Here is a 23,348-nt window from a genome sequence, read left to right as displayed (position 1 = left end):
TGTCCGCAGCGCCCTTCCTTCGATAAAAGACCGTGACCATGCATTTCGGCGCGTGTATCGCAATCCTGCTTCTCATTTCGGGCTGTGCTGCGACAGAGCCCATCACGAAGGAGCCCGCCGCCAACGGTCCGCGGCTTGCCAACCTTCAGCGAGCCGCGGCGCTGCCCTGGAGGGACGGTGGGCGGTGCGTTGTTCGCGAAGTTTCTCGGCCTTGGCCCGTGTTGGTGGAGCGGTGCTATCAGGCGCTCGACCATGACCGGGTCGAGTTCCACGACAACACGGGGAGATGCGCGGTCGCATCCACGGGCGCCGCTGCCGTGGGACTCGGGTTCTGCGTGCTGGCGGCTCCGGAGATCAAGGAGGAACTGGATGCGTATGAGCTACGCCATCTCTACCCCGAGGAAGCAGGGACCTCACGAGGAACGATGGTTGCATCCCGAGATGCTGTAGCGAAGCGGAAGCCCGAGTTGGAACCGGAGCCAGCGGGGAAGGACTGGCCGCCCCCGATGCCCCCCATGCCTGTGGATAGGACGCGGCGCGCCAGTTGCGAGCCTGTACCGGTACCTCACGCAGGCGAGGACAACGCGCACAACGAATGCGCCGACAAATTCCCACCCAACCGCTACCCCGGTAACGACGTGCTCGTAAACGGCAAGCGCTTTGATGCGCTGCAAGTCGGCGTGCGTGTGCTGTGGGAGATCAAGACGTATCAATTCGATACGTACAGTGACTACCTGCGAGAACGGGTGATCGAACAGCAGGTGGAAGAGTTCCAGGAGGATCGGAACATCGCGGAGGCATGTGGGTATCGCTTCGTCGTTGGGGTGAGCAGTGCCGCACACAAGGAAGCGCTGATCCGACTGGATTCCAGCCTCCAGATCGTCGTCACGGGATGCAAACGATGACCACACGAAAACGCCTCGAGCTGAACGTCTACGCGCCCGCGCTCGTGCGGGATGACGGCCGGACACTCGCTGTCGTCCGTGGTGTGGAGCTGGCGCTGCCTGGCTTGCGCTTGGATTGGGAAATAGACAAAGAAGGGCGTCCCATTGAGGTACTGCAACGCGAAGCCTGGCTCGCTGAGGCAGCAACACGCGGAAAGCTCCCATTGCTATGCAATGGCGACGAGAGCCACCCCGTGACTATTTCCGGGCTGCGACGATTCGCCAGCGCGAGCGCTGGCGGTCAACCACAGTTCCAGGTCCATGCGAAGTTGCCATTGGACGCGCCCGTCGTCACGGCAGCAGCGGACGTGCTTGAAGCTGTGGCAGAGGGCGTACGCGCATACTGGGGACAGGCAACGCCGGACGGCGCTGCTCTGGACATCGCGTATCAGGTCGCCCCCACACTGGAAGGACCACCGTCCCCACGCCGGGGGTTGCCCGCCCTGAAGCTTTTCCAGCACATCCGTTCGCCCGAGATTCCCTACTACCTTGGCTGGCTGAACTACTGGTCGGCCGCTTCCGCAGGGGCCATCGGGTTTCCGGATCCTGCTCGCGACACGGACTTGCTCTCTCGAGCGCGGCGCACCGCGACGGGCGGGTGGATCGTGCAGCTCACCGAGTCGCCCCTCGACCTGGACGACCCCGCCCATCTGGAAACGCTCAAGCGGGCCTACGGGCGCTTCCCCGAAATCGGCGGGCGTGGGGCGCCTTGACCTGGCTGGTGAGCGCCCGAGTCATCCGACCAGGACGCGTCAGGGATTGCCGCGTCCGCCAGACGCGCCGTAGATCTGCCCGGTGGTGTAGCTGGCCTGGGCGCTGGCAAGCTCCACGTACACGGAGGCGAGCTCCGCCGGCTGGCCGGGGCGGCCCATGGGCGTGTTCTCCCCGAACTTGACCAGGTTCTCCTGCGTCTGGCCTCCGCTCACCTGGAGCGGCGTCCAGAACGGCCCCGGCGCGACGCCGTTCACCCGGATGCCCTGCTTCGCCAGCTGCTTCGCCAGGGCCTTGGTGAAGATCATGATGCCGCCCTTGGTCATCGCGTAGTCGAGCAGGTTCTCCGACGGGTCATACGCGTTCACCGACGTGGTGTTGATGATGGCGGAGCCCGGCTTGAGGTGCGGCACCGCGGCCTTGGTGATCCAGAACATCGCGTAGAGGTTCGTCTTCACCGTCCAGTCGAACTGCTCGGCGGTGATGTCCAGGATGTCCAGCCCGCCCACGACCTGACGGCGTGAAGGCGCGTTGCTGGGGGAAGGCATCCGACGAAAGCGGGTCCGGGAGCCATGGGGCAAAGGCATTCACATCAACGGACCGCCAGGCGACAGCCGGGCCCTTGGGGTGGAGAGGGATTGTCGGACACCGCACGCCGCATCGGCCGTGGCTCCAGGTGTGGCGCTCCGTGGCGGGTTGGAACCTTTCCCCCGGAGGAACCACCATGGCCGACCCGACGCTCACCACGCAGTGCTGCATCGCGGGCGGAGGCCCGGCGGGGATGCTGCTGGGGTTGCTCCTGGCCAGGGCCGGCGTGGAGGTGAAGGTGCTGGAGAAGCACGCGGACTTCCTTCGCGACTTCCGGGGCGACACCCTCCACCCGTCCACGCTGGAGCTGATGCACGAGCTGGGATGGCTGGACGAGCTGCTGGCCCTTCCCCACTCGGAGCTCCTGGACCTGCGCTTCCAGATCGGCGCGCACCTCCTCACCGTGGGGGACTTCCGCCACCTCCCCACGCACGCGCGCTACCTCGTGTTGATGCCGCAGTGGGACCTGCTCGACTTCATCGCGCGCAAGGCGGCCCTGTACCCCGGCTTCCAGCTGCTGCGCCGCACGGAGGTGACGGACCTCGTGCGTGACGGCAAGGGCCAGACGGTCGGGGTCCGCGCGCGCACGCCGGAGGGTCCGCTGGAGGTGCGCGCGTCGCTGGTGGTGGCGGCGGACGGCCGGAAGTCCACGCTGCGCGAGCAGTCCGGCCTGAAGGTGAAGGTCCTGGGCGCCCCCATGGACGTGCTCTGGTTTCGCGTGTCGCGCAGGCCCGAGGATCTGGATCCGCCGCTGGGCCGCTTCGTGCGCGGAGAGTTCTTCCTCCTCATCAACCGGCGTGACCAGTGGCAGTGCGGCCGGGTCATCCGCAAGGGAGGCATCGAGTCCGTTCAAGCGCGCGGACTGGACGCCTTCCGGGCCGACTTCTCGAAGTCGATGCCGTTCCTCGCCGACCGCGCAGGAGAGGTCACAAGCTGGGACGACGTGAAGCTGCTGACCGTGCGGGTGGATCGCCTGCGCACCTGGTATCAGCCCGGCCTGCTGTGCATTGGCGACGCGGCGCACGCGATGTCACCCGTGGGCGGCGTGGGCATCAACCTGGCGGTGCAGGACGCCGTGGCCACCGCCAACCTGCTCGCGGGCCCCCTGCTAGCCCGGAACGTCACGACCCGGGACCTGCGCCGCGTCCAGCAGCGCCGCGAGCTCCCCACTCGCCTCACCCAACGGGCCCAGGTGCTCATCCAGAACCGCGTGGTGGAGCGCTCGCTCCAGGGCCGGGCCTTCAACACCGGTGGGCTGCCGCTTACCCTCCGCCTGCTGCAGCGCATCCCGGCGCTGCGCCGCATCCCGGGGCGACTGATCGGCCTGGGCGTCCGTCCCGAGCACATCCACTCGCCGGCCGCTCCGCCCCTTCACTGAGGAACGCCGAACCGCCTCTCCCCACGGCCCGGCTCCGGGCACGGTTGTTCCGCAGCCGCCGTGCCCAAAGCTTCGCGGGGAGTGCCTGACGCATGTGCATGTCAGGCCGGGAGGAACCATGGCGAGCTCACGAACGATGGCCTTGCATGAGGCCCGGCCCCAGGAAAACACCTCCGGGGAGGACCTCCTTTCCCAGCGGTGGAGCAAGACCGCTTCGGCGGTGGTCGCCGGGACGCTGATGTCCCTGGGCCTGAAACGCCGCTCGCTCGGGGGGACGCTGGTGGCCCTGGCCGGCGGCGCCCTGCTCTACCAGGGCCTGGGCTCCCGGCGGCATGCGCCGGCCACGGTGGCTCGGAGGGCACGCCGTGCGCTCAAGGGTGGGGAGGCACGGCGCGGCAAGCACCTCCTGGAGGTGGAGCGCACCATCACGGTGGGCCGTCCGGCGGACGTGCTGTACCGCCTGTGGCGCGAGCCCTCCACGCTGAGCCGCCTCATGGCGAACTTCGCGGACGTCACGCCCACGGACGGCGACGGACGGCACTGGCAGGTCCACGGGCCGCTGGGACGCGAGATGAGCTGGGACTCCCACCTGGTGGAGGACCGTCCGCCGGAGTTCATGCGCTGGGAGTCCACGGGGAACAGCCCCATGGAGACCGGGGGCTGGGTGCGCTTCAAGCCCGCGCCCGCGAACTGGGGAACGGAGGTGACGCTGCACCTCGCCTTCTCGCCGCCGGGTGGCGTACTGGCGGAGGCGCTGGCGAAGCGGCTCCACGCCATCCCCGCCATGCAGATGATGAAGACGCTGCGCCGGTTCAAGAGCCTGGCGGAGACCGGAGAGATGCCCACGCTGGACCACAACCCCTCCGCTCGCGTGAGCGCGGACTGACCCCGGGAGCACGAAGCCATGCGAGCCCTCTGCTGGAATGGAGTGAACGACCTGCGCGTGGAGACCGTCCCCGACCCGGAGATCGTCAACCCGCACGACGCCATCCTCCGCGTCACCATGTCGGCGACCTGCGGCTCCGACCCGCACTTCATCGACAGCTACCTGCCGACGATGAAGCCGGGCGCCATCATCAACAAGGGCCTCACCCTGCGCACCGCGCAGCAGCACGGGCAGAAGTACATGCACCGCCTGCGGGAGCACGTGGTGAAGGGCGAATTGGACCCTGCGTTCCTCGCCACGCACCGCTTCTCGCTGGAGGACGCGCCCAAGGGCTACGAGCTCTTCAAGAAGAAGGAGGATGGCTGCGGGCGCGCCGTGTTCACTTCTTGAGCGGCGGGCGCGCGCCCTTCCCACAACTCAACACCCGCGCGAGGGGCGGAACAGCCAGTCATCGCGGGACCGGGATGAGCCCCATAGAGCAGGGAACATGACCGTGTTCCTTCGAGCCTCCTTCTGCTTTGGCGCCGCGCTGTTCCTGACGGACTGCGCGCACCGCTCCGCCCCTGAATCCTCCGCCGCGTCCTCGAAGGCGCCCGCGCTGCCCGCGCCCGACCCCCGCTTCAAGGTGGAGCGCTACAGCGCGGTCGTCGGCTGGCCGGAGGGCAAGCGCCCCACGGCCCCGGAAGGCTTCGAGGTGACGCGCTACGCGGACGGCCTGCGCAACCCGCGCTGGACCTACGTGCTGCCCAACGGCGACGTGCTGGTGGCGGAGGCCAGCTCGGAGTTCAAGAGCGAGCAGGACAAGGAGGAGGCCATCGAGTCCGGCAAGGTGCGCTCGCAGAACCTGGGCCACAGCGCCAACCGCATCACGCTGCTGCGCGACGCGGACCACGACGGCACGCCGGAGGTCCGCGAGGTCTTCCTGGAGGGCGTGAAGCAGCCGCTGGGCATGCTGCTCCTGGGAGACCGCTTCTACGTGGCCGGCACGGACGGCGTCTGGCGCTACCCGTACACGGCCGGTGAGACATCGCTGCAAGCTCCGGGCAAGGCCCAGGGCGAGCAGCTCCTGGAGCTGCCGGCGGGCGGCTACAACAACCACTGGACGCGCAACCTGCTGGCCAACGCGGACGGGACGAAGCTCTACGTGTCGGTGGGCTCCGCGAGCAACGTGGCCGAGCACGGCCTGAAGGAAGAGGAGCGCCGCGCCAACATCCTGGAGTTCAACCCGGACGGCACCGGCGAGCGCATCTACGCGAGCGGTCTGCGCAACCCCGTGGGCATGGGCTGGGCGCCGGGCACGCGCACGCTGTGGACGGCGGTGAACGAGCGCGACGACCTGGGCGAGGACCTGGTGCCGGACTACCTCACGCACGTGGAGGACGGCGGCTTCTACGGCTGGCCCTACGCGTACTTCGGCGCGAACGAGGATCCGCGCATGGCGGGCAAGCGCCCGGACCTGGTGGCGAAGACGCGAGTGCCGGACGTGGCCCTGGGCGCCCACACCGCGTCCCTGGGGCTGGCGTTCTACGAGGCGCAGGCGTTCCCGGAGAAGTACCGGGGCGGCGCGTTCATCGGGCAGCACGGCTCGTGGAACCGCTCGGAGCTGTCTGGCTACAAGGTGGTGTTCGTGCCGTTCAAGGACGTGAAGCCCTCCGGTCCGCCGGAGGACTTCCTCACCGGGTTCATCGCCAACGCGGCCCAGGCCCAGGTGCACGGCCGTCCGGTGGGAGTGACGGTGCTGCCGGATGGCGCGTTGCTGGTCGCGGATGACGCCAGCAACACGCTGTGGAAGGTGGCCGCGAAGCGCTGAGCGGGAATGCCTCGCACCCCGCAGTCCGGCAGAAAGCGATATCCTGCGCAACCCTGACGACTGGCTTCGACCCTGGCTGTTCCTTTCCCGCCCTGGTGAGCGCAATGACTCTCTTTCGTGCACGGGTGACGTCCCAATCCCTGACGCGGTGGTGCCTGTGCCTCGTCATGGCCACGGCGGCTGGCGCCTGCCGCTCCGAGAGCAAGCCCGAAAGCCCACCGGAAGCGCCTGCCGCGTCGGTGCAGGCCGCCGCGGCGGAAGAGCCCGTGGACCTGCATGGCACGGGAGGCGTCGAAGGCGTCGATGCCGCGTACGACCGCTCCCGTCAGCCCGCGAAGTTCATCGCCGCGCTGGGCATCGCTCCGGGGCAGCGCATCGCTGACGTCGGCGCGGGACAGGGCTACTTCACGCAGCGGCTCGCGGAGGCGGTGGGCCCCACGGGGCGGGTGGTGGCCACCGACATCAACGACGAAGCCATCCGGCGGCTCCGCGAGCGGGTCCTTGCACGCAAGAACGTCGAGGTGCGGAAGGTGGAACCGGACGCGCCGGGCCTCGAAGCGGGAACGTATGACCTGATCCTCCTGTCGGAGGTCGACCACTTCCTCTCGGACCGGGTGGACTACCTCACCCGGCTGCGCGCCGCGCTCACGCCCCAGGGCCGCATCGCGGTGACGCACCTGAGGGCCATGCGTCCCCCGCTCGCCGCCGCCGCCCAGACCGCGGGCTACGCCGTCGTCTCCGAGTACAACGACCTGCCGGACCACTACCTGCTCTTCCTGCGCCCCACCGTCAGTCCCTGACGGTAGCCCCAACCGTCCAGAACCCAGGCCTTCGCGCGCGGGAGCGTCCACTCCACGGCAGAACCCGGCCCCGGGCCTTCAACGGCGCCACCGGGCTTCGTCGAGCGGCCTACCCTTCCGCCGCGCGAACGCAACGGACGCGGCAGGCCGCCGCGCCGCTCAAGGGGAGACGAACGCCATGGGTATCAGCAAGGGCAGTGCGCAGTGGAACGGCGGGCTGAAGGACGGCAAGGGTTCGATGAAGCCGGGACACGCCGCGGAGGTCCCCTTCTCGCTCGGCACCCGCTTCGAGGGTCAGCCCGGCAGCAACCCGGAGGAGCTCATTGGCGCGGCGCTCTCCGGCTGCTTCTCCATGGCCCTGTCGGTGGGGCTGGAGAAGGCGGGCCTGAAGCCCACGCGCATCCAGACGAACGCGGACGTGCAGCTGGAGAAGCAGGGTGAAGGCTTCGCCATCACCACCATCGCGCTGAGCACCGAGGCCGCCGTCCCCGGCGCCAATGACGCCCAGTTCCAGAAGATCGCCGAGGAGACCAAGAAGGGCTGCCCCGTCTCCAAGGCGCTCGCGGGCGTGAACATCACGCTGAAGGCGAAGCTCGCGACCTGACGCTCCCCCGCCGGCCTCAACCGCCGGCGCACGCGTCGCGGCAGTCCTGCCGGCACGCGACGACCTCGGGCGTGTTGCCCACGCAGGTCGTGTAGCACTGGCTCAGGCACGGCGTGAGCTCATGCTCCGCCGTGCCAGGGTCCTCCACGTCCCCCGGGCTGACCTCCTCCGGAGGGCTGTCCTGCGAGGGGGCGTCCGCGGGACCACAGGCCGCCAGGAGACAGGCCACCGAGACCAGCGCCACCCTCAGCTTCCGCCGCATGAGCCGCCCCTTCCGCTGGACGTGAAGGGCGTATTCTAGCCCGCGAAGCCAGGTGGAAGAATCCAGGCCCGTGGCCGATTCGTTCCAAGGAGGTCTTCTTCGCAGGTGGGTGAGACGGACGACGTCACGGACGCGGTTCGGCGCGCGACGCAAGGGGAGTCGTCCGCCTTCAGTGAGCTGTACCGCCTCACCCGTCCCCTCGTGGCCCGGATGGTCGCGGGTTTCGGCACATTGGATCCCGACGAGGCGGAGGACATCCTCCAGGAGTCCTACGTGCGGGCGTTCCGGGGACTGCCCCAGCTGAAGACGGCGGGGGCCTTCACCCCGTGGCTGTTGACCATCGCGCGCAACCGGGCGCGCACGCGGCTGGAGCGCCGCAACCTGCTCCAGCGGCTGGAGGAGGAACGGGCGGACCCGACACCGGAGACGGTGCCGGCCCTGCCGCCCACGCTCCAGGTGGAGCGCGACATCGAGGTGGTGCGGCAGCTCATCGCGGAGCTGCCCGAAGGCGAGGAGAAGAAGACCGTGCAGCTCTTCTACATCGAGGGTCAGCTCTCCGCGCGGGAGATCGCCGAGCAGCTCGGCGTGGGCAAGAGCACGGTCACCATGCGGCTGGAACGGTTTCGTGGGCGCATCAAGCGCGAGCTCCTCCAACGGGTGCTCGCCGGACGGTGGGACTGAGCCATGAGACACCTGGATGCCGCCGCGATGGCCGAGCTCGCCCAGCGCGACCCCGCGGCGGTCGCCTGGTTCCGTGAGCACCTGGCCTCGCCCTGCGAGGTCTGTGAGACGTTCCTCGCCACGCACATGGATCCGCTCGACGGGCATGCGGACGCGCTGCTGCTGGCGCTCGCTCCCGCCCGGAAGGCCGAGGCGCAAGGCGCCACTGTCGTCCCGCTGCGCACCCCGCCCCGCGCCCGCCGCTTCACCCCGCCATCCGGACGGTATCTGGGCTGGATGGCCGGCGCGCTCGCCGCCTCCGTATTGATGGTCGTGCTGGTGCCCCTGGTGAAGGGGCCCGCGCGAGGCACCACGGAGTGGACCGGAGAGAAGGGACCCGGCCGCATCTCCCTGGAGCTGGCCGTGGTCGCCCGGGGCACCGACGGCGGCCTGCGCCGGTTGGACTCCGGCGCGGACGTCACCAGCGACGAGGTGCTGCTCCTGCGCTACCACGCGACGGAGTCCGGCACCGCGCTGCTCTACCAGCAGCGGGAGCACCAGGCCCCGGAGCTGCTCGGCCGCTTTGCCCTGGACGCGGGAACGCACGACCTGGAGGGGCCCGACGGCCTCACGGGCGTGAGCCTGGAGTCGGACGAAGGCCGGCTGTCGTTGGTGCTGGTCGCCTTCGCTCCCGGTGAGTCGGCAACGGAGCAGGACGCACTCGCCGCGCTGGACGCGGACGGAAGCCCGGATGCACGCCCGGGCACTGTTTCGAGGTTCGACGTGCGGGTCCAATCCGGTCAGACTCTGGCTCCGTGAGGCGCCTCCTTCCCCTGCTGCTCGTCTTCCTCTGCGCCTGCGCGGGTCCTTCCGCCACGGCCGGAGACAAGGGCGGGCTCGTGCCGCTGCGGCTCGACGCGGCGGACCTGTCGCGCGCGTACACGCCCCGGCGGCTCGCGCTGCTGGTGGGCGTGTCCTCGTTCGATGATCCGCAGTGGCGCACGCTGCGCTTCTCCGCCAAGGACGCCACCGACCTGGCCGCGGCGCTGAAGGACCCCGCGCGAGGCCACTTCGACCAGGTGCGCGTCCTCACGCGCCCGGAGGAGACGACCCGCGACGCCATCCTCGCGGCGCTCCGGCAGCTGCGGCGTGAAGCCACCCGGCCCGACGACGTGGTGATGGTGTACCTGTCCGCGCACGGCACGCTCGCGCGCGACGGCAAGGGTGAGCTCACGCGCTACCTCGTCACCCGCGACGCGTCCTACCGCGCCATCCCGCAGACGGCGCTCTCCATGGACGCGCTGAAGGCGGAGTTCGAACAGCTGCCCAGCCGGCGGCGGCTGCTGGTGCTGGCCACCTGCCACAGCGGCAGCGGCAAGTCGCTGCTGCCCAAGGAGCTGGAGGTGGAGCTGGCCGGCATCAAGTCCGGCTTCTACGCGCGGCCCCTGGAGGAGTCCTCCCGCGCCTCCATGGTGTTCGCCGCCAGCGACTGGGGCGAGACGGCGCGCGAGGACGAGGGCCTGCGCAACGACATCTACACGTACTTCCTCATCGAGGGCCTGAACGGCCCGGCGGACCGCAACGCGGACGGCGCCGTCACCGCCACGGAGGCGCACGACTATTCACGCCGCCGCACCTTCGCCTTCACGGAAGGACGGCAGCGTCCGTCCGCGGAGATTCTCGAAGTGGGCGCGGATCCGGTCATCCTCGCGGGCCGCATCGACCGCACGGGCCAGCCGGAGCTGTTCTCCTACAACCCGCGCCTGGACGGCTTCCTGCTCAAGGTGGACGGAGAGCCACGGCTGGAGCTGCCGGGCGGCGCCGCGGTGGGCCCGGGCCGGCGCACGGTGGAGCTCACCAAGGGCGACGCTGTCCTGGTGCGGCGCGAGGTGGACGTGGCCCGGGGCGAACGTCTGCCATTGGAGCGCCTGCTCGCGGACGCCATCCCGCGCCGTGCGCTGTCGCTCGTGGGCGGCATGATGTCCTTCGCGGACGGCAAGAGCCGGCGCGAGCTGCTGCCCGCCGCGCCCCAGGTGGGCGTCGTGCTGCGGCTGGAGGATCTGCCGCTCCAAAACCTGGGCCTGCTGGTGGACGTGGGGCTGGGCCACGGGAGGAAGAAGCTCCAGGTGGCGCCCGGCAGCGAGGTGCCCTTCGGCTACACCGCGCTCACGCTGGGCGCGGCGGTGCCGTACCTGTGGCGTTGGGAGCGGCTGACGCTCTTCGCGGGCCCGCGTGTGGCCGCGTTGTACCTGGGCAGGTCTTTTGACGTGGAGGCCTATTCGGGAGGCCAGCGCTACTTCACCGTCAGCCCCGGTGTGGTGGGCGGACTGGCGTGGCGCCTGGGTGAGCGGTTGGAGCTCACCGCGCAGGGCCACGGGATGCTGACGTACGTGGTGGTGGACGGGCAGGGACAGGCCGTGGGCTTCATCGGCGGAAACGCCGGCGTGGGGTACCGCTTCTGATGCGTCGCCAATGCCTGTTCTTGACGCTGTCCTCGCTCGGCCTGGGCCTGGGCGCATGCGGAAGCCTGGACAACGAGCCCTTCCGCGCGGGCACCGTGCGCGGCCGGCTCACGGAGTTCGACCCCGCCGTCGCGCTGGTGTCCGTCATCGGCGCGCCGGGCGTGCGCGCCAGCGTGGACGCGCAGGGCCGCTTCACGCTGGAGGACGTGCCCGCGGGCCCGGCGGAGCTCTTCGTCGTGGCCACCGAGGACAAGGCCGCGCGCGTGCCGCTCACCGTGCAGGGCGGTCAGTCCGTGGACGTCCCGGACGTGGCGCCCCGGCCCGCTGGCAGCTTCTTCGTGAAGCTCCACACCCAAGGCAGCCCGAGGGTGACGGACGCGAAGGCCTCCGTGGACGGCACGCCCATTGACGCCACCCAGCTCGATGACAGGGCGCCCCGCCGCCTGGGGCCGCTGCCGGATGGCTGCTACGGACTCAGCGTCTCCGCGCCCGGCTTCATCTCCACGGCCGTGCAGGGCTGCGTGGACGAGGGCAAGCAGACGGCGCTGAACGTGGAGCTCGTCCCGGAGGAGGGCTTCGCCGAGGAGGGTTGCGCGCGGACGGGCTGTGACGATGACAGCCATTGCGCGCTGGATGGCCACTGCGTGGAATGCCTCGACACCATCCATTGCGAGTCATCAGAAGTCTGCAACGGCTTCCGCTGCGAAGAGACCATTCCGTAAAGACACATCAATCCGGACCCCGGGTGGCCGCGCACTTCGCCGCCCGTCTGGAGTTGTGGCCACCGGGCAAAGCACCGGGTCTTCCTGACAACGAGGCACTCCCGCTCCCGCAGGGGACCCCCCACCGCCTCGTCTCACAGGAGGATGACCATGCGTAACCCGACCGCTCCCTCTTCCGCGGCATGGATGGTGTTGTGCGCGGCGCTGCTGTCCCTGGGCTGCGGCGGCGGCCCCACGCCGTCGGAGGATCCGTCGCTCTCCACGGGCGATGACAACCTGGGCGGCGCCGCCGGAGAGGCTCCCGCCACGGATGGTGGCACGGCACCCGGAGGCACTGGCCACGTCACCCTGTGCCACATTCCTCCCGGCAATCCCGCCAATGCGCACACCATCACGGTGGGCCTGCCCGCGATGGCCGCGCACCTGCGCCACGGAGACACGCTGGGCGCCTGCGACGACGGAGGTGAAACGCCTACGGACGGCGGCACCTGTGAGTCCGACGGAGGCACGACGGACGCGGGCACGGGCGGTGGCATCGACGCCGGTCCCCAGTGCATCCCCGAAGGCGGCGAGTGCCCCACCGCGGGCGAGGAGAACTGCTGCAATTCGCTGTCGTGCCAGGAAGGACAGTGCTGGCCGGTCATCGGCTGACACGGCGCTGTGGCCAGTCCGGACGTGGGCGGGTCTTCTGCTGCGTTCACCCCTGATTCCAACAGAGGCCCTCCCATGACGACCCTGCGACACCTGACCTCCACCCTGCTCCTGGCCACGGGGCTGCTGTGCCTCGCGGCCTGCGGCGACGGCGGCAAGTCCCACGTCACCCTGAAGCTGACCGACGCTCCGGGCGACACCTTCGAGAAGGCCGTGGTGACCATCTCGAAGGTGTATCTGAAGGGCAGCGTGGACGGAGACAAAGACGGCAAGGGCGATGTGGTGCTGCTGAGCGAGCCCGTCACCACCGACCTGCTCACCCTGGCCAACGACACCGCGGACCTGGTGAAGGACGCGGAGGTGCCGCCGGGCACGTACAAGGAGCTGCGCTTCGTCATCACCGGCGGCTACATCCAGGTGAAGCAGGATGGCGGAAGCCGCATCTTCGCGACGTCCGCCAACTACGAGGGCCTGCCCGACGGGGCCCAGGTGGACGGCGACCTGCAGATGCCCAGCGCCAGCAGCTCCGGCCTCAAGGTGAAGTTCGACAAGGACGCGGACGTCACCATCACCAGCGATGACGACCAGAAGGTCATCCTGGTGGACTTCGACGTCGCGCAGAGCTTTGGCAAGGAGGCCGGCGGCTCCGGCAAGTGGGTCATGCGGCCCGTCATCAAGGGCGCGGACCTCCAGTTCTCCGGCAACGTGGAGGTGTCGCTGGAGGCAGGCAGCGTGTCGCTGCCCATGGGCCCGACGCAGCTGGGCAGCTTCTCCGCAGTGCTGATCAACGCCGACGGCAGCCGCGAGACGCTGTCCTTCAGCGCCAGCACGGCCACCCGCTACGTGGCGGACTTCAAGTACCTGCTGCCCGGCACCTACCAGGTGGACCTGGTGGGGCCCGCGGGCGTGTCCTTCAGCACGGACATCACGCGCCCGGCGACCGCGACGGTCAGCTCGGGCGCGGAGTCCGACGTGCACTTCGTCCTGACGTCCTTCACCGTCGAGTAGCACTCCTCGGGTTCAGGCCGCCTTCTCGCCCGACTGCGCCTGGGCGGCCTGGACCTCGAGGGCGATTTCGATCTTCTCGCCCACCAGCACGCCGCCCGCCTCCAGCGCCTGGTTCCACGTCAGGCCGAAGTCGCTGCGGTTGATGGACGTCTTCGCCTCGAACGCGGCCTTGGTGTTGCCCCACGGATCCTTGGCGACGCCCAGCTGCTCGGTCTCCAGGACGACCTCGCGGCTGATGCCACGGATGGTGAGCTGGCCCGTCACCTTCAGGTGCTTGCCAGCGGGCTCCACCTTCGTGCTCTGGAAGGTGATGGCCGGGAACTTCTCCACGTCGAAGAAGTCCGGCGAGCGCAGGTGGTTGTCGCGCTGCTCCACGCCCGTGCCGATGCTCGCCGACTCGATGGAGACGGAGACCGCCGAGGCCGAGGGGTTCGCGTCATCCAGCGTAATGGTGCCGCCGAACTTCGTGAAGCTGCCGCGCACCTTCGCGACCACCATGTGCCGGACGCTGAAGTGGATGCCCGTGTGCGTGGTGTCGATGTTCCAGAGGGTCGAGGCCATGGTCGTCTTCCTTGTCGTGAGCGCCGCGTCCCGCGGCGGTGTGTTTCAACGAGGCGTAAGGTAGCGGCCCCCCACGTTCCGGATTAGACGGGACGGACAGGAAGCACTGTTCCACGGCTGGAACAGTCTCCTCCGCACGAGGGCACGGCCATGGACCTGAACGAACTCCTCGTCTTCGCCCGGGTGGTCCAGGCGGGCAGCTTCACGGCGGCGGCGAAGGCGCTGCGCATGCCCAAGTCCACCGTGAGCCGGAAGGTGTCCGAACTGGAGGAGCGCGTGGGCGCGCAGCTGCTCCAGCGCACCACGCGCACGCTGCACCTCACGGAGGTGGGCCGCGCGTACTACGCGCACTGCGAGCGCATCGTCGCGGAAGCGGAGGCCGCGGAGCTGGCGGTGACGCGCCTGCAGGCGGGCCCGCACGGGCTGTTGCGCGTGACGACGCCCCTGTCCGTCCATTTCCTCGCGCCCATGGTGGCGCGCTTCATGGAGCAGTACCCGGACGTGCAGGTGGAGATGCTCTGCACGGACCGCGCGGTGGACCTGATGGAGGAGGGGTTCGACCTGGCGGTGCGGGCCGGGCGGCTGCCTGACTCGTCGCTGATGGCGCGGCGGCTGGGGGACATCGAGCGGCTCGTCGTGGCCTCACCGGAGTACCTCCAGGCGAGGGGCGCGCCGCGCACTCCCTCGGACCTGGCAAAGCACGACTGCCTCTTCTTCGGTACGGCCCTGCAGGGGAACGTCTGGACGCTGCATGCGGCCGGGCGGGCGGTCGAAGTGAAGGTCTCCGGGCGGCTGGTGATCAACGAGCCGGACATGCTGCGCGCGGTGACGTTGTTGGGCGCCGGGGTGGCCCTCATCCCCGGCCAACAATGTGTCGAGGACCTGGAGTCCGGCCGGCTTCAGCGCGTGTTGCCTGACTGGAGCTCCGCGGGCGCGCCGGTGCACGCCGTCTACCCGCCCACGCGCCACCACGTGCCCAAGGTGATGGCCTTCGTGGAGGTGCTGCGCGAGCACTGGCCCCAGCTGCAGGGAGCGCTCAAGCGAGCGAAGAAGTGAGACGGTGGCGGCGTTTCGTTCCGTGGATGGAACGATGTGTCCCGAGGTTCACGGCTGGCCAGGTGGCGTTCTGGAGCGCATGTTGTGTCTCGAAAGGAAACACACACCATGATGAACGTTCGCCCTTCCGAAGCACGCGGTCACGCCAACCACGGCTGGCTGGATTCGCATCACACCTTCTCGTTCGCGAGCTACTTCGACCCTGAGAACATGGGCTTCCGCTCCCTGCGCGTCATCAACGAGGACCGCGTGCAGTCCGGCGAGGGCTTCGACACGCACCCGCACCGGGACATGGAGATCATCACCTACCCGCTCAGCGGTGCCATCGCGCACCGGGACAGCACGGGAGGCCAGGGGCTCCTGCGCGCCGGTGAGGTGCAGCGCATGACGGCCGGCACGGGCGTGATGCACAGCGAGATGAACGGCTCCAACGAGGACGTCCACTTCCTGCAGATCTGGATCATCCCGGACAAGAAGGGTCTGAAGCCGGAATATGAGCAGAAGTTCTTCCCGGAGAATGACCGGAAGGGACGCTGGCGCGTGGTGGCAAGCCCCGACGCGCGCGACGGCAGCCTCACCGTGCACCAGGACGTGCTCCTCAGCAGCACGCTGCTGAGCCCGGGTGAGAAGGCGGAGTACACGCTGCCCAAGGGGCGTCACGCCTGGGTGCAGATTGCCCGGGGCACGGGCACGCTCAACGGCGTGGCCCTGAAGGCCGGTGACGGCGTCGCCGTGACCGACGAGTCGAGCCTCGTGCTCACCGCCTCCGAGCCGCTGGAGGCCCTGCTGTTCGACCTGGCCTGATGCGCCGGCACGAAGAAGGCCCCCGGATCCTCAAGTGGACCCGGGGGCCTTGTCGTATCCAGAGCCTTACGGCGTGAACGACGTGGGGTTGGGAACGGGAGGAATGGTGACCGCCTGTCCGTACACCAGCGTGTTGCCCGTCACGGTGCCGGTGGCGTTGAGCTTGCTCGCATCCAGCAGCGTCCCCTGGATGCCTTGCGCGTTGAACGTGCACGGGGACGATGAATCACAGTCATAGGCGACGAGCTTCGCGGCGTTGCTGGAGTACACGGCGATGTCCTTCGCCGTGGTGGTGCCGGAGTGCATGAAGAAGTGGCCGTCGCGAGGCTGGTAGCTGCTCACGTTTTCGACACGGGGACCCGGCGTGACGGACTGCCACAGGCGGAAGTTGCGCTTGCACTCGGCGGCGACGGTGTCGCGGATGAGCATGTTGCGCACCTTGGTGTCCACGCAGCCGTCCTCGTTGCCCCGGAAGTAGCTGTCCTCCAGGACGACGTCGCTCGCGGTGCTCTCCCCGTCGATGCCGTCCCCTTGCGTGTAGCCCGTCTGCATGCCGGTGACGTTCAGCACGGTGGCGCGGCGCAGGGTGACGTTGTTCGTGGCGTCGTAGAGGGCGATGCCCACGGGGTAGTCACTCCCCTGCCCGCCAATCTGGTCCGGCTCCATGTCGATGTAGACATCCTCCACGAGCGACTGGTTCGTGCCGGACGCGAGGAAGATGCCGCCGCGCGTGAACTGGAGGATCATCGCGTTCCGGATGGTCAGGTCCGTGAAGGCGGTGGTGCTGGAGCGCTCCACGTCCACGCAGGTGGCCACGTTCTCCGCGCGGAACTGGCTGAGCGTGACGTGAGACACGGGTGACACGGCCTTGAAGCTGAAGCACGTGCCCACGTGCCGGAACTCCAGGTTGTGGAACACCAGGTTGCTGGCCTTGACCGTGAAGGCCACGGGCCCGGACTTCGCGCGAGTGGAGGCCTCGAAGGTGGACTGGAAGACGGGCCGCCCCTCCACGCCCTTGAGGGTGACTGGCGAACCCACGGCGCCGCCCTGGGACACGGTGGTACCGGTGCCGTAGGTGCCGCCGTGGATGCACACCAGACCGCCGGGGCCCACCGCCTGGATGAAGGCGTTGAGGTTCGCCAGCGTGCCCGCGCTCTGGGCTGTCAGGCCGTCCTTCAAGCCCGAGCCGGTGACGGTGATGTGGCGGACGGAGGTGCCAGCACACTCGTCCGCGGTGGGGGTGGCGGACAGGCCGTTCGAGTACCCGGAGGTCGTGTCGCCCGTGGAGCCCTTGATGCGAACGTGGAACTCGTACTTCGTGCCGTTGGTGAGGCCCGTGACGGCGTAGGTCGTGTTGTTGCCCGCGCCCCGGTACACCCAGCTGCCGGAGCCCACGCGGAAGCGCACCTGGTAGCCCTGGGTGCCCGCGGGGCCCGCCGTCCACTGGAGCGTCACCTGCCCGTCGCCGGGCACGGCTTCGAGCAACGTGGGGGCAGCGAAGGCCGCCTGGGAGACCTCGCCGGTCTCATCCGGCTCCAGGGAAGTGTCACCCTGGGAACCACAGGACAGCGACAACAGCAGCGCCCCCGTGAAGCACAGCACGTCATACCGGGGGAGATGGTTTTTCTTCATTTCCCCGTTTTATCAGGGAGCCCATTGGATGCGGTAGGAGCAGGCGTGGCCGTCGAAGTCGAAGGGCTCCACGCGCAGGTTCTTCGCGCCAGCCCGCACGAGCCCCGCCTCGATGATGCCGCGCAGGTAGCCCGGGTTCCCGTTGCACTCGTTGACACGAATGAGGTGGTGGCCGGGTCCCTGGGTGAGCAACTCCGACTTCATGTAGTTGTTCACGGTTTCGAAGCTCTCCTGGATGCGGACCACGACGCGCTGCGGGCCGAAGATGGGCCACATCGACACGAGCGACTTGCCGAGCACGGTCTGCTCCAGCCCCTGGATGATGCCTACGCCCAGGCGCCGGTAGCCTTCGCTCACGTCGAACTCCGGGTACAGGTGCTCCACGGTGACGCGAAGGGAGTCCGCGAAGACCGTCCGGGACGTGTTGCGCGGGGACTGCGCGTCCAGGTCCAGGCCCACCGCGGTCAGCTTCGCGCGGAGCTCCGGAGTGAGACGGTCACCGATGGAGCGGAACAAGCCCTCCACCGTGTGGCGATAGACAATTTCCTCTTCCACGAATCACCCCAGCAACGGCCCGGCGGTCCCATTCCGCCGTGTCGCGTTGAAGTGTAACCCATCCGGACCGTGAATCCGAAAGCCCCCGGCCTCCGACCCGGGTCTGAGACGTCCCACCTTTGTTTCACGGCTGGCCGTGATGTTTCATAAAACTTGGATTACACGTTCTCAATGACTCAGCGAGTCCGTGTGACCTCGGTGAGCCTGTCCGAGGAGACATGGAACACAGCGAGTGACTCAAGCCCCTGGCGCACGCTGGCCAGGCAGGCCACGTCCGACACCTGTCCAGACGGGTGCCGGATGGTGGCGCGATACGCCCGGTGCATGTGGCCGCAGAGAACGAGGCGGGGCCGGAGCGCCTCCACGAGCATGCGGGCGTAGTCATTCCCGACCGTGTCGTGGCTCACGCTGCGCCGCTGGTGCTCGAACGCCGCCGCGTCCGAGGCCGCGATCAGCCCAGAGGGCCAGTCGTGCAGCAGGAGGACGTCGATGTTCCGGAGCCCCATGGCGCGGTCCACGTCCTCCTCGTTGAAGTACGCGAAGGCCTTGTGGGACACGGACCTGGGGTCCAGGAGGGACGGACGTGCGGTCCGGAACACATCCTCGCGATGGATGCCGGAGAGCCCGGCGACGCGAAGGCCCCGTGGTTCCACCTGCCCTACGCGCCCCAGGTAATGACAACCGGGAGTGACCTCAAGGCCCTGAGGAGCCTGGGCATCCAGGAAGCCGTACGGCTCATGGTTGCCGCCAATGAAATACACCGGCCAGGGGAAGCCCGTCTGGCGGCGGTGGTAGGCAGGGAAATCGCCCAGATGTTTGTATTTGGCGGGCGCCGCCATGGTGGCCAGGTCCGCTTCGTCGCGGTGGGGTTCGAAGTCGCCCACCTGCACCACGAACGCCAGGGGCTTGCCCGTGCGCGCGGACCAGCCCTCCACCAAGCGCACCATCGCGTGCATCTGGCCATGCACGTCGCCCACGGCCGCGAAGTACCATCCGCCTTCAGTCCCACCCATTCCCGCCTCCTGGCGTGCCCGACGGTCATGGCCCGGCGCGGCCGTCGACGGTCCAGCGTGGGCCGGCCTGACAACGCGACTTCCGGCGTCCGTGGACGCTCGCCGGGTCAACGGGAACCACCCAGCCAATGAATGTCATGCTAGTGGTTTCCCCTGACATGAACCCTCGACCCGCCGTGACATGACAGGAATTGCCTCCGTTTGATAGATGGCACGTCCTGGGCGGGGGGCTCCATGGACAGACAGGCCCCTTTTTCCGCCCAGCCCGGGAGACGCCGAATGCGCACGCCGTCAGTCCTTGCACGAGAAAACCAGTCCGCGAAGTCGCTGTCCACGCAGCAGGGAAACCAGCTCAGCCATGAGCTCTGGTCCCTGGTCCAGCGAGGCCTGGTCTACCCTTCGCCCTACGCCGTATTCGCGACGTTCTGGCGCACGCCAGGTGGGTCCGGTGAGCCGCTGACCAAAGCACTCCTCCAGAAGCTGATGCAGGACGTGCGCGAGGAGATCCACGCCCACTACGGGAGCGCCAACACCTCCGCCATCGTTGGGGTGGGCTTCCAGCTCTGGCAGGAGTGGTGCGCCGAGGAAGGGACCGACCTTCCCGAAGGCATGAAGCTGGCCTTCCCGGAGGAGTCCTCGCCAGCCTGCCGCTCCGCCGTGTTCTCCCGCTCGAACGGGACGTTCGTCGACTCGCAGGGTGACCTGTGGTTCCACATCAAGTCCGACGAGGAGGCCCACTGCGACGCGGTCTTCGCCTTCATCCGCGCGCGGCTGGAGGAGGAGGCGCGCTGCGTGCGCTCCGGGCCCCATGACCACCAGAAGGCGGCCACCAAGTCCACGCGCCCGGACAAGCGCGGAGGCAAGGTGCTGGGTTGCCGCTTCTCGGAGAACCTCAACAACCCGTCCGACCCGGTCTCCATCCAGGAGCAGACCCTGGTCGGGTTCGAGGACCCAGCGCACCTGGGTGCCTCCTTCGTGCTCGCGCAGCGCTTCGCGCTCAACTGGGAGCACCTGCTCGACATGAGCCCGCAGCAGGTGGAGGACCTGGTGGGGCGCACCACCGAGGACATCCTCATCCCCACCCAGGACCAGCGCAGCCACATCAAGAGCGCCCGCGTGCAGGACGCCCACGGCAACACGCTGCAGGTGCTCCGGCTGGGATTGCCCTTCGGGCAGGCGGACACCACGAAGAACGCCGAACTGCTCGCCAAGGGCGCCAGCCTCCGGGACGAGGCGGGCATCTACTTCGCGGGCTACGCCCGGAGCGTCCGCGCGCTCGAAGCCATCATGAACCAGCAGATTGGCGACCAGCGCGGCTTCATGCGTGACCGGCTCCTCTCCGAGGTCCGCTCCAACCTGGGAGGCTTCTATTACATCCCCAGTCAGGCCGACCTGGGCCTGGCCCCGGTGACGCTCCAGGCCGCGGAGCAGCAGGACTGGAAGCGCTTCCCCGGCGTGGACTGGAGCCGGTTGGACCGTCACTTCGACGTGGCCTCGTCGAACGGGTACATGCATTACAACCACAAGGACTACCTGTTCCAGATGGCGACGATGTCCGGCGAGAAGCGCCGGACGCACCTGCCCCCGTCCAACCGGGTGCTGCAATTGCTGTCGGATGCCTTCTCCCGCTGGCAGGACAACTGGTACGTCAACCGGGCACAGCAGGAATTGGAGCACCTGTGCGCCTACGTGGCGCGCCAGTACGGACCCGCGAAGGCACGGGAGGTGATGGGGCTTTCCGTCGTCGAGCGCATGGGTTGGGCCATCAAGGTCAGCCTGGGGAGTGTCTTCGCCAGTGACGCCTATGGCTTCAGGGGCCGGCGCCAGGACGCGCAGGGCAACTGGATCAACGGCGCGGACACCTACCGCATCCATCCCGTGGAGCTCATCGTCGGGGCCATGCCCAACCTGGGGCTCGGACAGGGCCGGTATGTGATTGACTACGCGCGCAAGGACGAGCAGCTGGGCAACTTCTTCGCGGGGCTGAGCTCCGCGTCGGGTGTGGGCCACCTGGTGCCAGGCTTCCAGCGCGCCCTGGACCGGGGGCTCGGAGGACTGATGGCGGACGTCCAGGCCCGTCACGACACGACCCAGGATGAAGGCAAGCGCCAGTTCTACCGGGGCGTCGTGCTGTCCCTGGAGGGCGTGCGCGACAGCTGCCTGGCCTACGCGGCGCTCGCGGGGAAGATGGCCTCGGAGCTGCCCCTGGGGCAGCACGCCGAGCGCGACAATCTGCTGAAGATCCAGGAGCGGATGCAGCGACTGGCCACGGAGCGGCCCCAGACGATGCTCGAGGCCGCCCAGTTGCTCTTCACGCTGCACGCGGGACTGCACCTGATTGGCGAGCCCACGGCGGTGGGCCGGTTGGATCAGATGCTCTTCCCCTTCTACGAGCGCGACGTGGCGGCGGGCGTGCTGGACGACGAGCAGGCGCAGGAGATCATCGACTGCTTCTGGCTCAAGCTGGGGGAGAAGGTGCAGCTCAACCGCCAGTTCGTCGAGGACCACCAACCCTTCGGAAACCTGGCCATGGGTGGGATGAGCGGCAACTACCCGCAAGGGGCCGCGAACAACCAGTGGATTCAGCAGGTGACGGTGGGAGGGACGCTCGCGGATGACATGCCAGGGGACGGCCGTCCCGCGTACAACCGCGTCACCCTGCTCTGCCTGCGCGCGGCCCGGCGCCTGCCGCTCAACGCGCCGTGTCTGTCATTGCGCGTGCGCAAGGACATCCCGCCCGAGTACCTGCACGAGGCGGCGCTGGCGCTCCTCAGCGGCGGCGCCCACCCCATCCTCCTCAACGACGAGAAGATCATCCCCGGGTTGCTGCACAGTGGCGATGGCGTGGGCCAGGGCGTCCAGCCCACGGCCTCCACACCGGTGGCGCAGAAGGCCGGCGGCGCGTGGAGCAGCGAGGTGGTGCTCCAGGCGGCGCGGGACTACGCATGCGATGGCTGCTACGAGCCGCAGATCGTCGGGCAGAACTGGTTCACGCTGGGCGGGATGACGGCGCTGTCGCCGCTGGAGGCCGCGCTCAACCAGGGCAAGAACTGGAGCACGTCGGGCCCCATGTACTTCCGGGGCCAGCGCGTGTCCTTCACCTCGCCTCCACCTTCGGAGATCCACTCCTTCGAGCAGCTCCAGGAGCTGTTCTTCCAGCACCTGAGCTGGATGTATGCCAAGCAGGCGGATGGCATGGTGGGGGTCTTCGGCACCATGAGCGCCGTGTGCCCATCACCCTTGCTGTCGGTGTTCGTCGACGACTGCATCGACAAGGGGTTGGACCTCTATGGGGGTGGAGCCCGCTACAACATGGTGGCCCCGTGCATCACGGGGCTCTCCACGGTGATCGACTCGCTGTACGCCATCCGGAAGATGGTGTTCGAACCAGACACGGCGGTGACGTCGCTGCCGGAACTGGTGGAGGCGCTGCTGTGCGACTGGGGCTACAAGATGGACGAGCCCTTCATCAGCACGTTCGCGGGGCCCGCACGCATCGAGGCGAAGGCGGAGCGCTACAAGACGCTGCGCAACGTGGCCCTGGCGCAGCCCCGCTACGGCCGGGGTCACGAGGAGGTGGACCGCTTCGGCAACACCTTCATCCAGCGCGTGGCGGAGACGGTGGTGCGGGTCTTCACGGAGCCAGCCGAGCCCACCGCCCAGAAGATGGTGGACCTGGCGCGGAGGTTCGGGACGCCGGAGAAGCCGTTCGGCGGATTCCAGATCCAGCCAGGTGCGGGCACCTTCGAGAACTACCTGGAGTTCGGTGCCACCTGCGGCGCTTCCGCGGATGGGAGGCGGCTCGGGGAGACGCTGGCCTCGGACTTGAGCCCGTCACCCAGCATCGCGGATCAGCCCGTGGATCATCAGGTGGAGGGCTTCCTGCGAGCGCTGTCTGGCTACACCGGCGCGGGTGCGGAGGGCTTCACGAGCGGAGCGCCCACGGACTTCAACATCCGCGAAGACTTCCCCGTGGACTCGCTGGAGCGGGTGCTGCACGCGTTCGCGCAGGGGCAGGGTTCGAACATCCTGACCATCACCTGCGCCAACCCGGAGACCTTCGAGAAGGCGGCAAAGGATCCAGAGAAGTACGACGTGGTCCGGGTGCGCATGGGAGGCTGGTCGGAGTTCTTCGTCTCCATGTTCCCGGGCCACCAGGCCCAGCACCAGCGCCGGCCGCTCAGCACGCCTGACGCGGAGCCCTGAGCCGCGAAGGGCCTGAAACGACAAAAGCCCCCGAG

23 protein-coding genes are annotated in these 23,348 nt (G+C 68.7%); 17 read left to right on the top strand and 6 right to left on the bottom strand.

The features are described from left to right. Window positions 1–218 precede the first annotated feature (218 nt). Together D7X32_RS05935 and D7X32_RS05930 are read left to right on the top strand one after the other, a co-directional pair. Window positions 219–905, top strand: coding sequence for a DUF6310 domain-containing protein (locus D7X32_RS05935; RefSeq protein ID WP_341868119.1), 687 nt, complete (start codon window positions 219–221; stop codon window positions 903–905). Further along, window positions 902–1,657 carry a DUF5953 family protein gene (locus D7X32_RS05930; protein ID WP_120601524.1) on the top strand — a complete coding sequence of 252 codons (756 nt, stop codon included), beginning with the start codon at window positions 902–904 and terminating at the stop codon, window positions 1,655–1,657. The genes D7X32_RS05935 and D7X32_RS05930 overlap by 4 nt, the downstream gene beginning before the upstream one ends. Window positions 1,658–1,696: 39 nt before the next feature. Here the strand turns inward: D7X32_RS05930 and D7X32_RS05925 are convergent, their stop codons facing one another. Further along, window positions 1,697–2,203: an SDR family oxidoreductase gene (locus D7X32_RS05925; RefSeq protein WP_244238864.1), complete on the bottom strand. Its 507-nt coding sequence runs from the start codon at window positions 2,201–2,203 to the stop codon at window positions 1,697–1,699. A 176-nt stretch (window positions 2,204–2,379) separates the two neighbouring features. Here D7X32_RS05925 and D7X32_RS05920 point away from each other — a divergent pair, with 176 nt between their 5' ends. From D7X32_RS05920 to D7X32_RS05895, 6 genes are all read left to right on the top strand, one after another. Next, complete coding sequence (locus D7X32_RS05920; RefSeq protein ID WP_120601523.1) at window positions 2,380–3,621, top strand: FAD-dependent oxidoreductase; 1,242 nt, start codon at window positions 2,380–2,382, stop codon at window positions 3,619–3,621. A gap of 118 nt (window positions 3,622–3,739) precedes the next feature. Beyond that, complete coding sequence (locus D7X32_RS05915; protein ID WP_120601522.1) at window positions 3,740–4,507, top strand: SRPBCC family protein; 768 nt, start codon at window positions 3,740–3,742, stop codon at window positions 4,505–4,507. A gap of 18 nt (window positions 4,508–4,525) precedes the next feature. Then, entirely contained in the window at window positions 4,526–4,897 is a 372-nt protein-coding gene (locus D7X32_RS46565; protein ID WP_120601521.1) for a hypothetical protein, read from the top strand. A gap of 97 nt (window positions 4,898–4,994) precedes the next feature. After that, window positions 4,995–6,317: a PQQ-dependent sugar dehydrogenase gene (locus D7X32_RS05905; protein ID WP_120601520.1), complete on the top strand. Its 1,323-nt coding sequence runs from the start codon at window positions 4,995–4,997 to the stop codon at window positions 6,315–6,317. 104 nt (window positions 6,318–6,421) lie between these two features. After that, complete coding sequence (locus D7X32_RS05900; RefSeq protein ID WP_120601519.1) at window positions 6,422–7,117, top strand: class I SAM-dependent methyltransferase; 696 nt, start codon at window positions 6,422–6,424, stop codon at window positions 7,115–7,117. 178 nt (window positions 7,118–7,295) lie between these two features. Further along, window positions 7,296–7,721 carry an OsmC family protein gene (locus D7X32_RS05895; protein WP_120601518.1) on the top strand — a complete coding sequence of 142 codons (426 nt, stop codon included), beginning with the start codon at window positions 7,296–7,298 and terminating at the stop codon, window positions 7,719–7,721. Between the two features lie 16 nt (window positions 7,722–7,737). Here the strand turns inward: D7X32_RS05895 and D7X32_RS05890 are convergent, their stop codons facing one another. Beyond that, a complete protein-coding gene (locus tag D7X32_RS05890) occupies window positions 7,738–7,983 on the bottom strand; it encodes a hypothetical protein (protein WP_120601517.1) in 246 nt (81 codons plus the stop codon). A 105-nt stretch (window positions 7,984–8,088) separates the two neighbouring features. Here D7X32_RS05890 and D7X32_RS05885 point away from each other — a divergent pair, with 105 nt between their 5' ends. From D7X32_RS05885 to D7X32_RS05860, 6 genes are all read left to right on the top strand, one after another. After that, complete coding sequence (locus tag D7X32_RS05885; RefSeq protein WP_171446854.1) at window positions 8,089–8,664, top strand: RNA polymerase sigma factor; 576 nt, start codon at window positions 8,089–8,091, stop codon at window positions 8,662–8,664. Between the two features lie 3 nt (window positions 8,665–8,667). Further along, the gene (locus D7X32_RS05880; RefSeq protein ID WP_120601515.1) at window positions 8,668–9,462 is read left to right on the top strand and encodes a hypothetical protein; all 795 of its coding nucleotides are present in this window, start codon (window positions 8,668–8,670) and stop codon (window positions 9,460–9,462) included. Next, window positions 9,459–11,105 carry a caspase family protein gene (locus D7X32_RS05875; RefSeq protein WP_120601514.1) on the top strand — a complete coding sequence of 549 codons (1,647 nt, stop codon included), beginning with the start codon at window positions 9,459–9,461 and terminating at the stop codon, window positions 11,103–11,105. The genes D7X32_RS05880 and D7X32_RS05875 overlap by 4 nt, the downstream gene beginning before the upstream one ends. Beyond that, window positions 11,105–11,827, top strand: a complete 723-nt coding sequence (locus D7X32_RS05870) for a carboxypeptidase-like regulatory domain-containing protein (protein ID WP_120601513.1) — start codon at window positions 11,105–11,107, stop codon at window positions 11,825–11,827. Before D7X32_RS05875 ends, D7X32_RS05870 begins: the two co-directional genes overlap by 1 nt. A 150-nt stretch (window positions 11,828–11,977) precedes the next feature. After that, window positions 11,978–12,478: a hypothetical protein gene (locus tag D7X32_RS05865; protein ID WP_120601535.1), complete on the top strand. Its 501-nt coding sequence runs from the start codon at window positions 11,978–11,980 to the stop codon at window positions 12,476–12,478. Between the two features lie 75 nt (window positions 12,479–12,553). Further along, window positions 12,554–13,486, top strand: coding sequence for a DUF4382 domain-containing protein (locus D7X32_RS05860; protein ID WP_120601512.1), 933 nt, complete (start codon window positions 12,554–12,556; stop codon window positions 13,484–13,486). Window positions 13,487–13,498: 12 nt separating this feature from the next. On the opposite strand, the gene D7X32_RS05855 is transcribed toward D7X32_RS05860, so the two are convergent. Beyond that, window positions 13,499–14,047, bottom strand: coding sequence for a YceI family protein (locus D7X32_RS05855; protein WP_120601511.1), 549 nt, complete (start codon window positions 14,045–14,047; stop codon window positions 13,499–13,501). Window positions 14,048–14,197: 150 nt separating this feature from the next. Between D7X32_RS05855 and D7X32_RS05850 the strand changes: the two genes are divergently transcribed. Continuing rightward, entirely contained in the window at window positions 14,198–15,103 is a 906-nt protein-coding gene (locus D7X32_RS05850; RefSeq protein WP_120601510.1) for a LysR family transcriptional regulator, read from the top strand. Between the two features lie 108 nt (window positions 15,104–15,211). Next, the gene (locus D7X32_RS05845) at window positions 15,212–15,907 is read left to right on the top strand and encodes a pirin family protein (RefSeq protein ID WP_120601509.1); all 696 of its coding nucleotides are present in this window, start codon (window positions 15,212–15,214) and stop codon (window positions 15,905–15,907) included. A 66-nt stretch (window positions 15,908–15,973) separates the two neighbouring features. Here the strand turns inward: D7X32_RS05845 and D7X32_RS05840 are convergent, their stop codons facing one another. The 3 genes from D7X32_RS05840 to D7X32_RS05830 form a co-directional block, all read right to left on the bottom strand. Continuing rightward, on the bottom strand, window positions 15,974–17,539 hold the full coding sequence (locus D7X32_RS05840) for a fibronectin type III domain-containing protein (protein ID WP_120601508.1): 1,566 nt from the start codon (window positions 17,537–17,539) through the stop codon (window positions 15,974–15,976). Between the two features lie 12 nt (window positions 17,540–17,551). Continuing rightward, window positions 17,552–18,094, bottom strand: a complete 543-nt coding sequence (locus D7X32_RS05835; RefSeq protein ID WP_120601507.1) for a DUF2378 family protein — start codon at window positions 18,092–18,094, stop codon at window positions 17,552–17,554. Window positions 18,095–18,270: 176 nt separating this feature from the next. Next, window positions 18,271–19,107 (bottom strand): metallophosphoesterase, encoded by an 837-nt coding sequence (locus tag D7X32_RS05830; RefSeq protein ID WP_120601506.1) that lies wholly within the window; start codon window positions 19,105–19,107, stop codon window positions 18,271–18,273. Window positions 19,108–19,386: 279 nt separating this feature from the next. Between D7X32_RS05830 and D7X32_RS05825 the strand changes: the two genes are divergently transcribed. Beyond that, a complete protein-coding gene (locus D7X32_RS05825) occupies window positions 19,387–23,313 on the top strand; it encodes a Dyp-type peroxidase (RefSeq protein ID WP_120601505.1) in 3,927 nt (1,308 codons plus the stop codon). The last annotated feature ends 35 nt before the right edge of the window (window positions 23,314–23,348 follow it).

It is taken from the genome of Corallococcus carmarthensis (assembly GCF_003611695.1).
Classification (GTDB): Bacteria; Myxococcota; Myxococcia; order Myxococcales; family Myxococcaceae; genus Corallococcus; species Corallococcus carmarthensis.
Note: the sequence above shows the minus strand (reverse complement) of the source record. Positions and strands in the feature narration are given on the sequence as shown.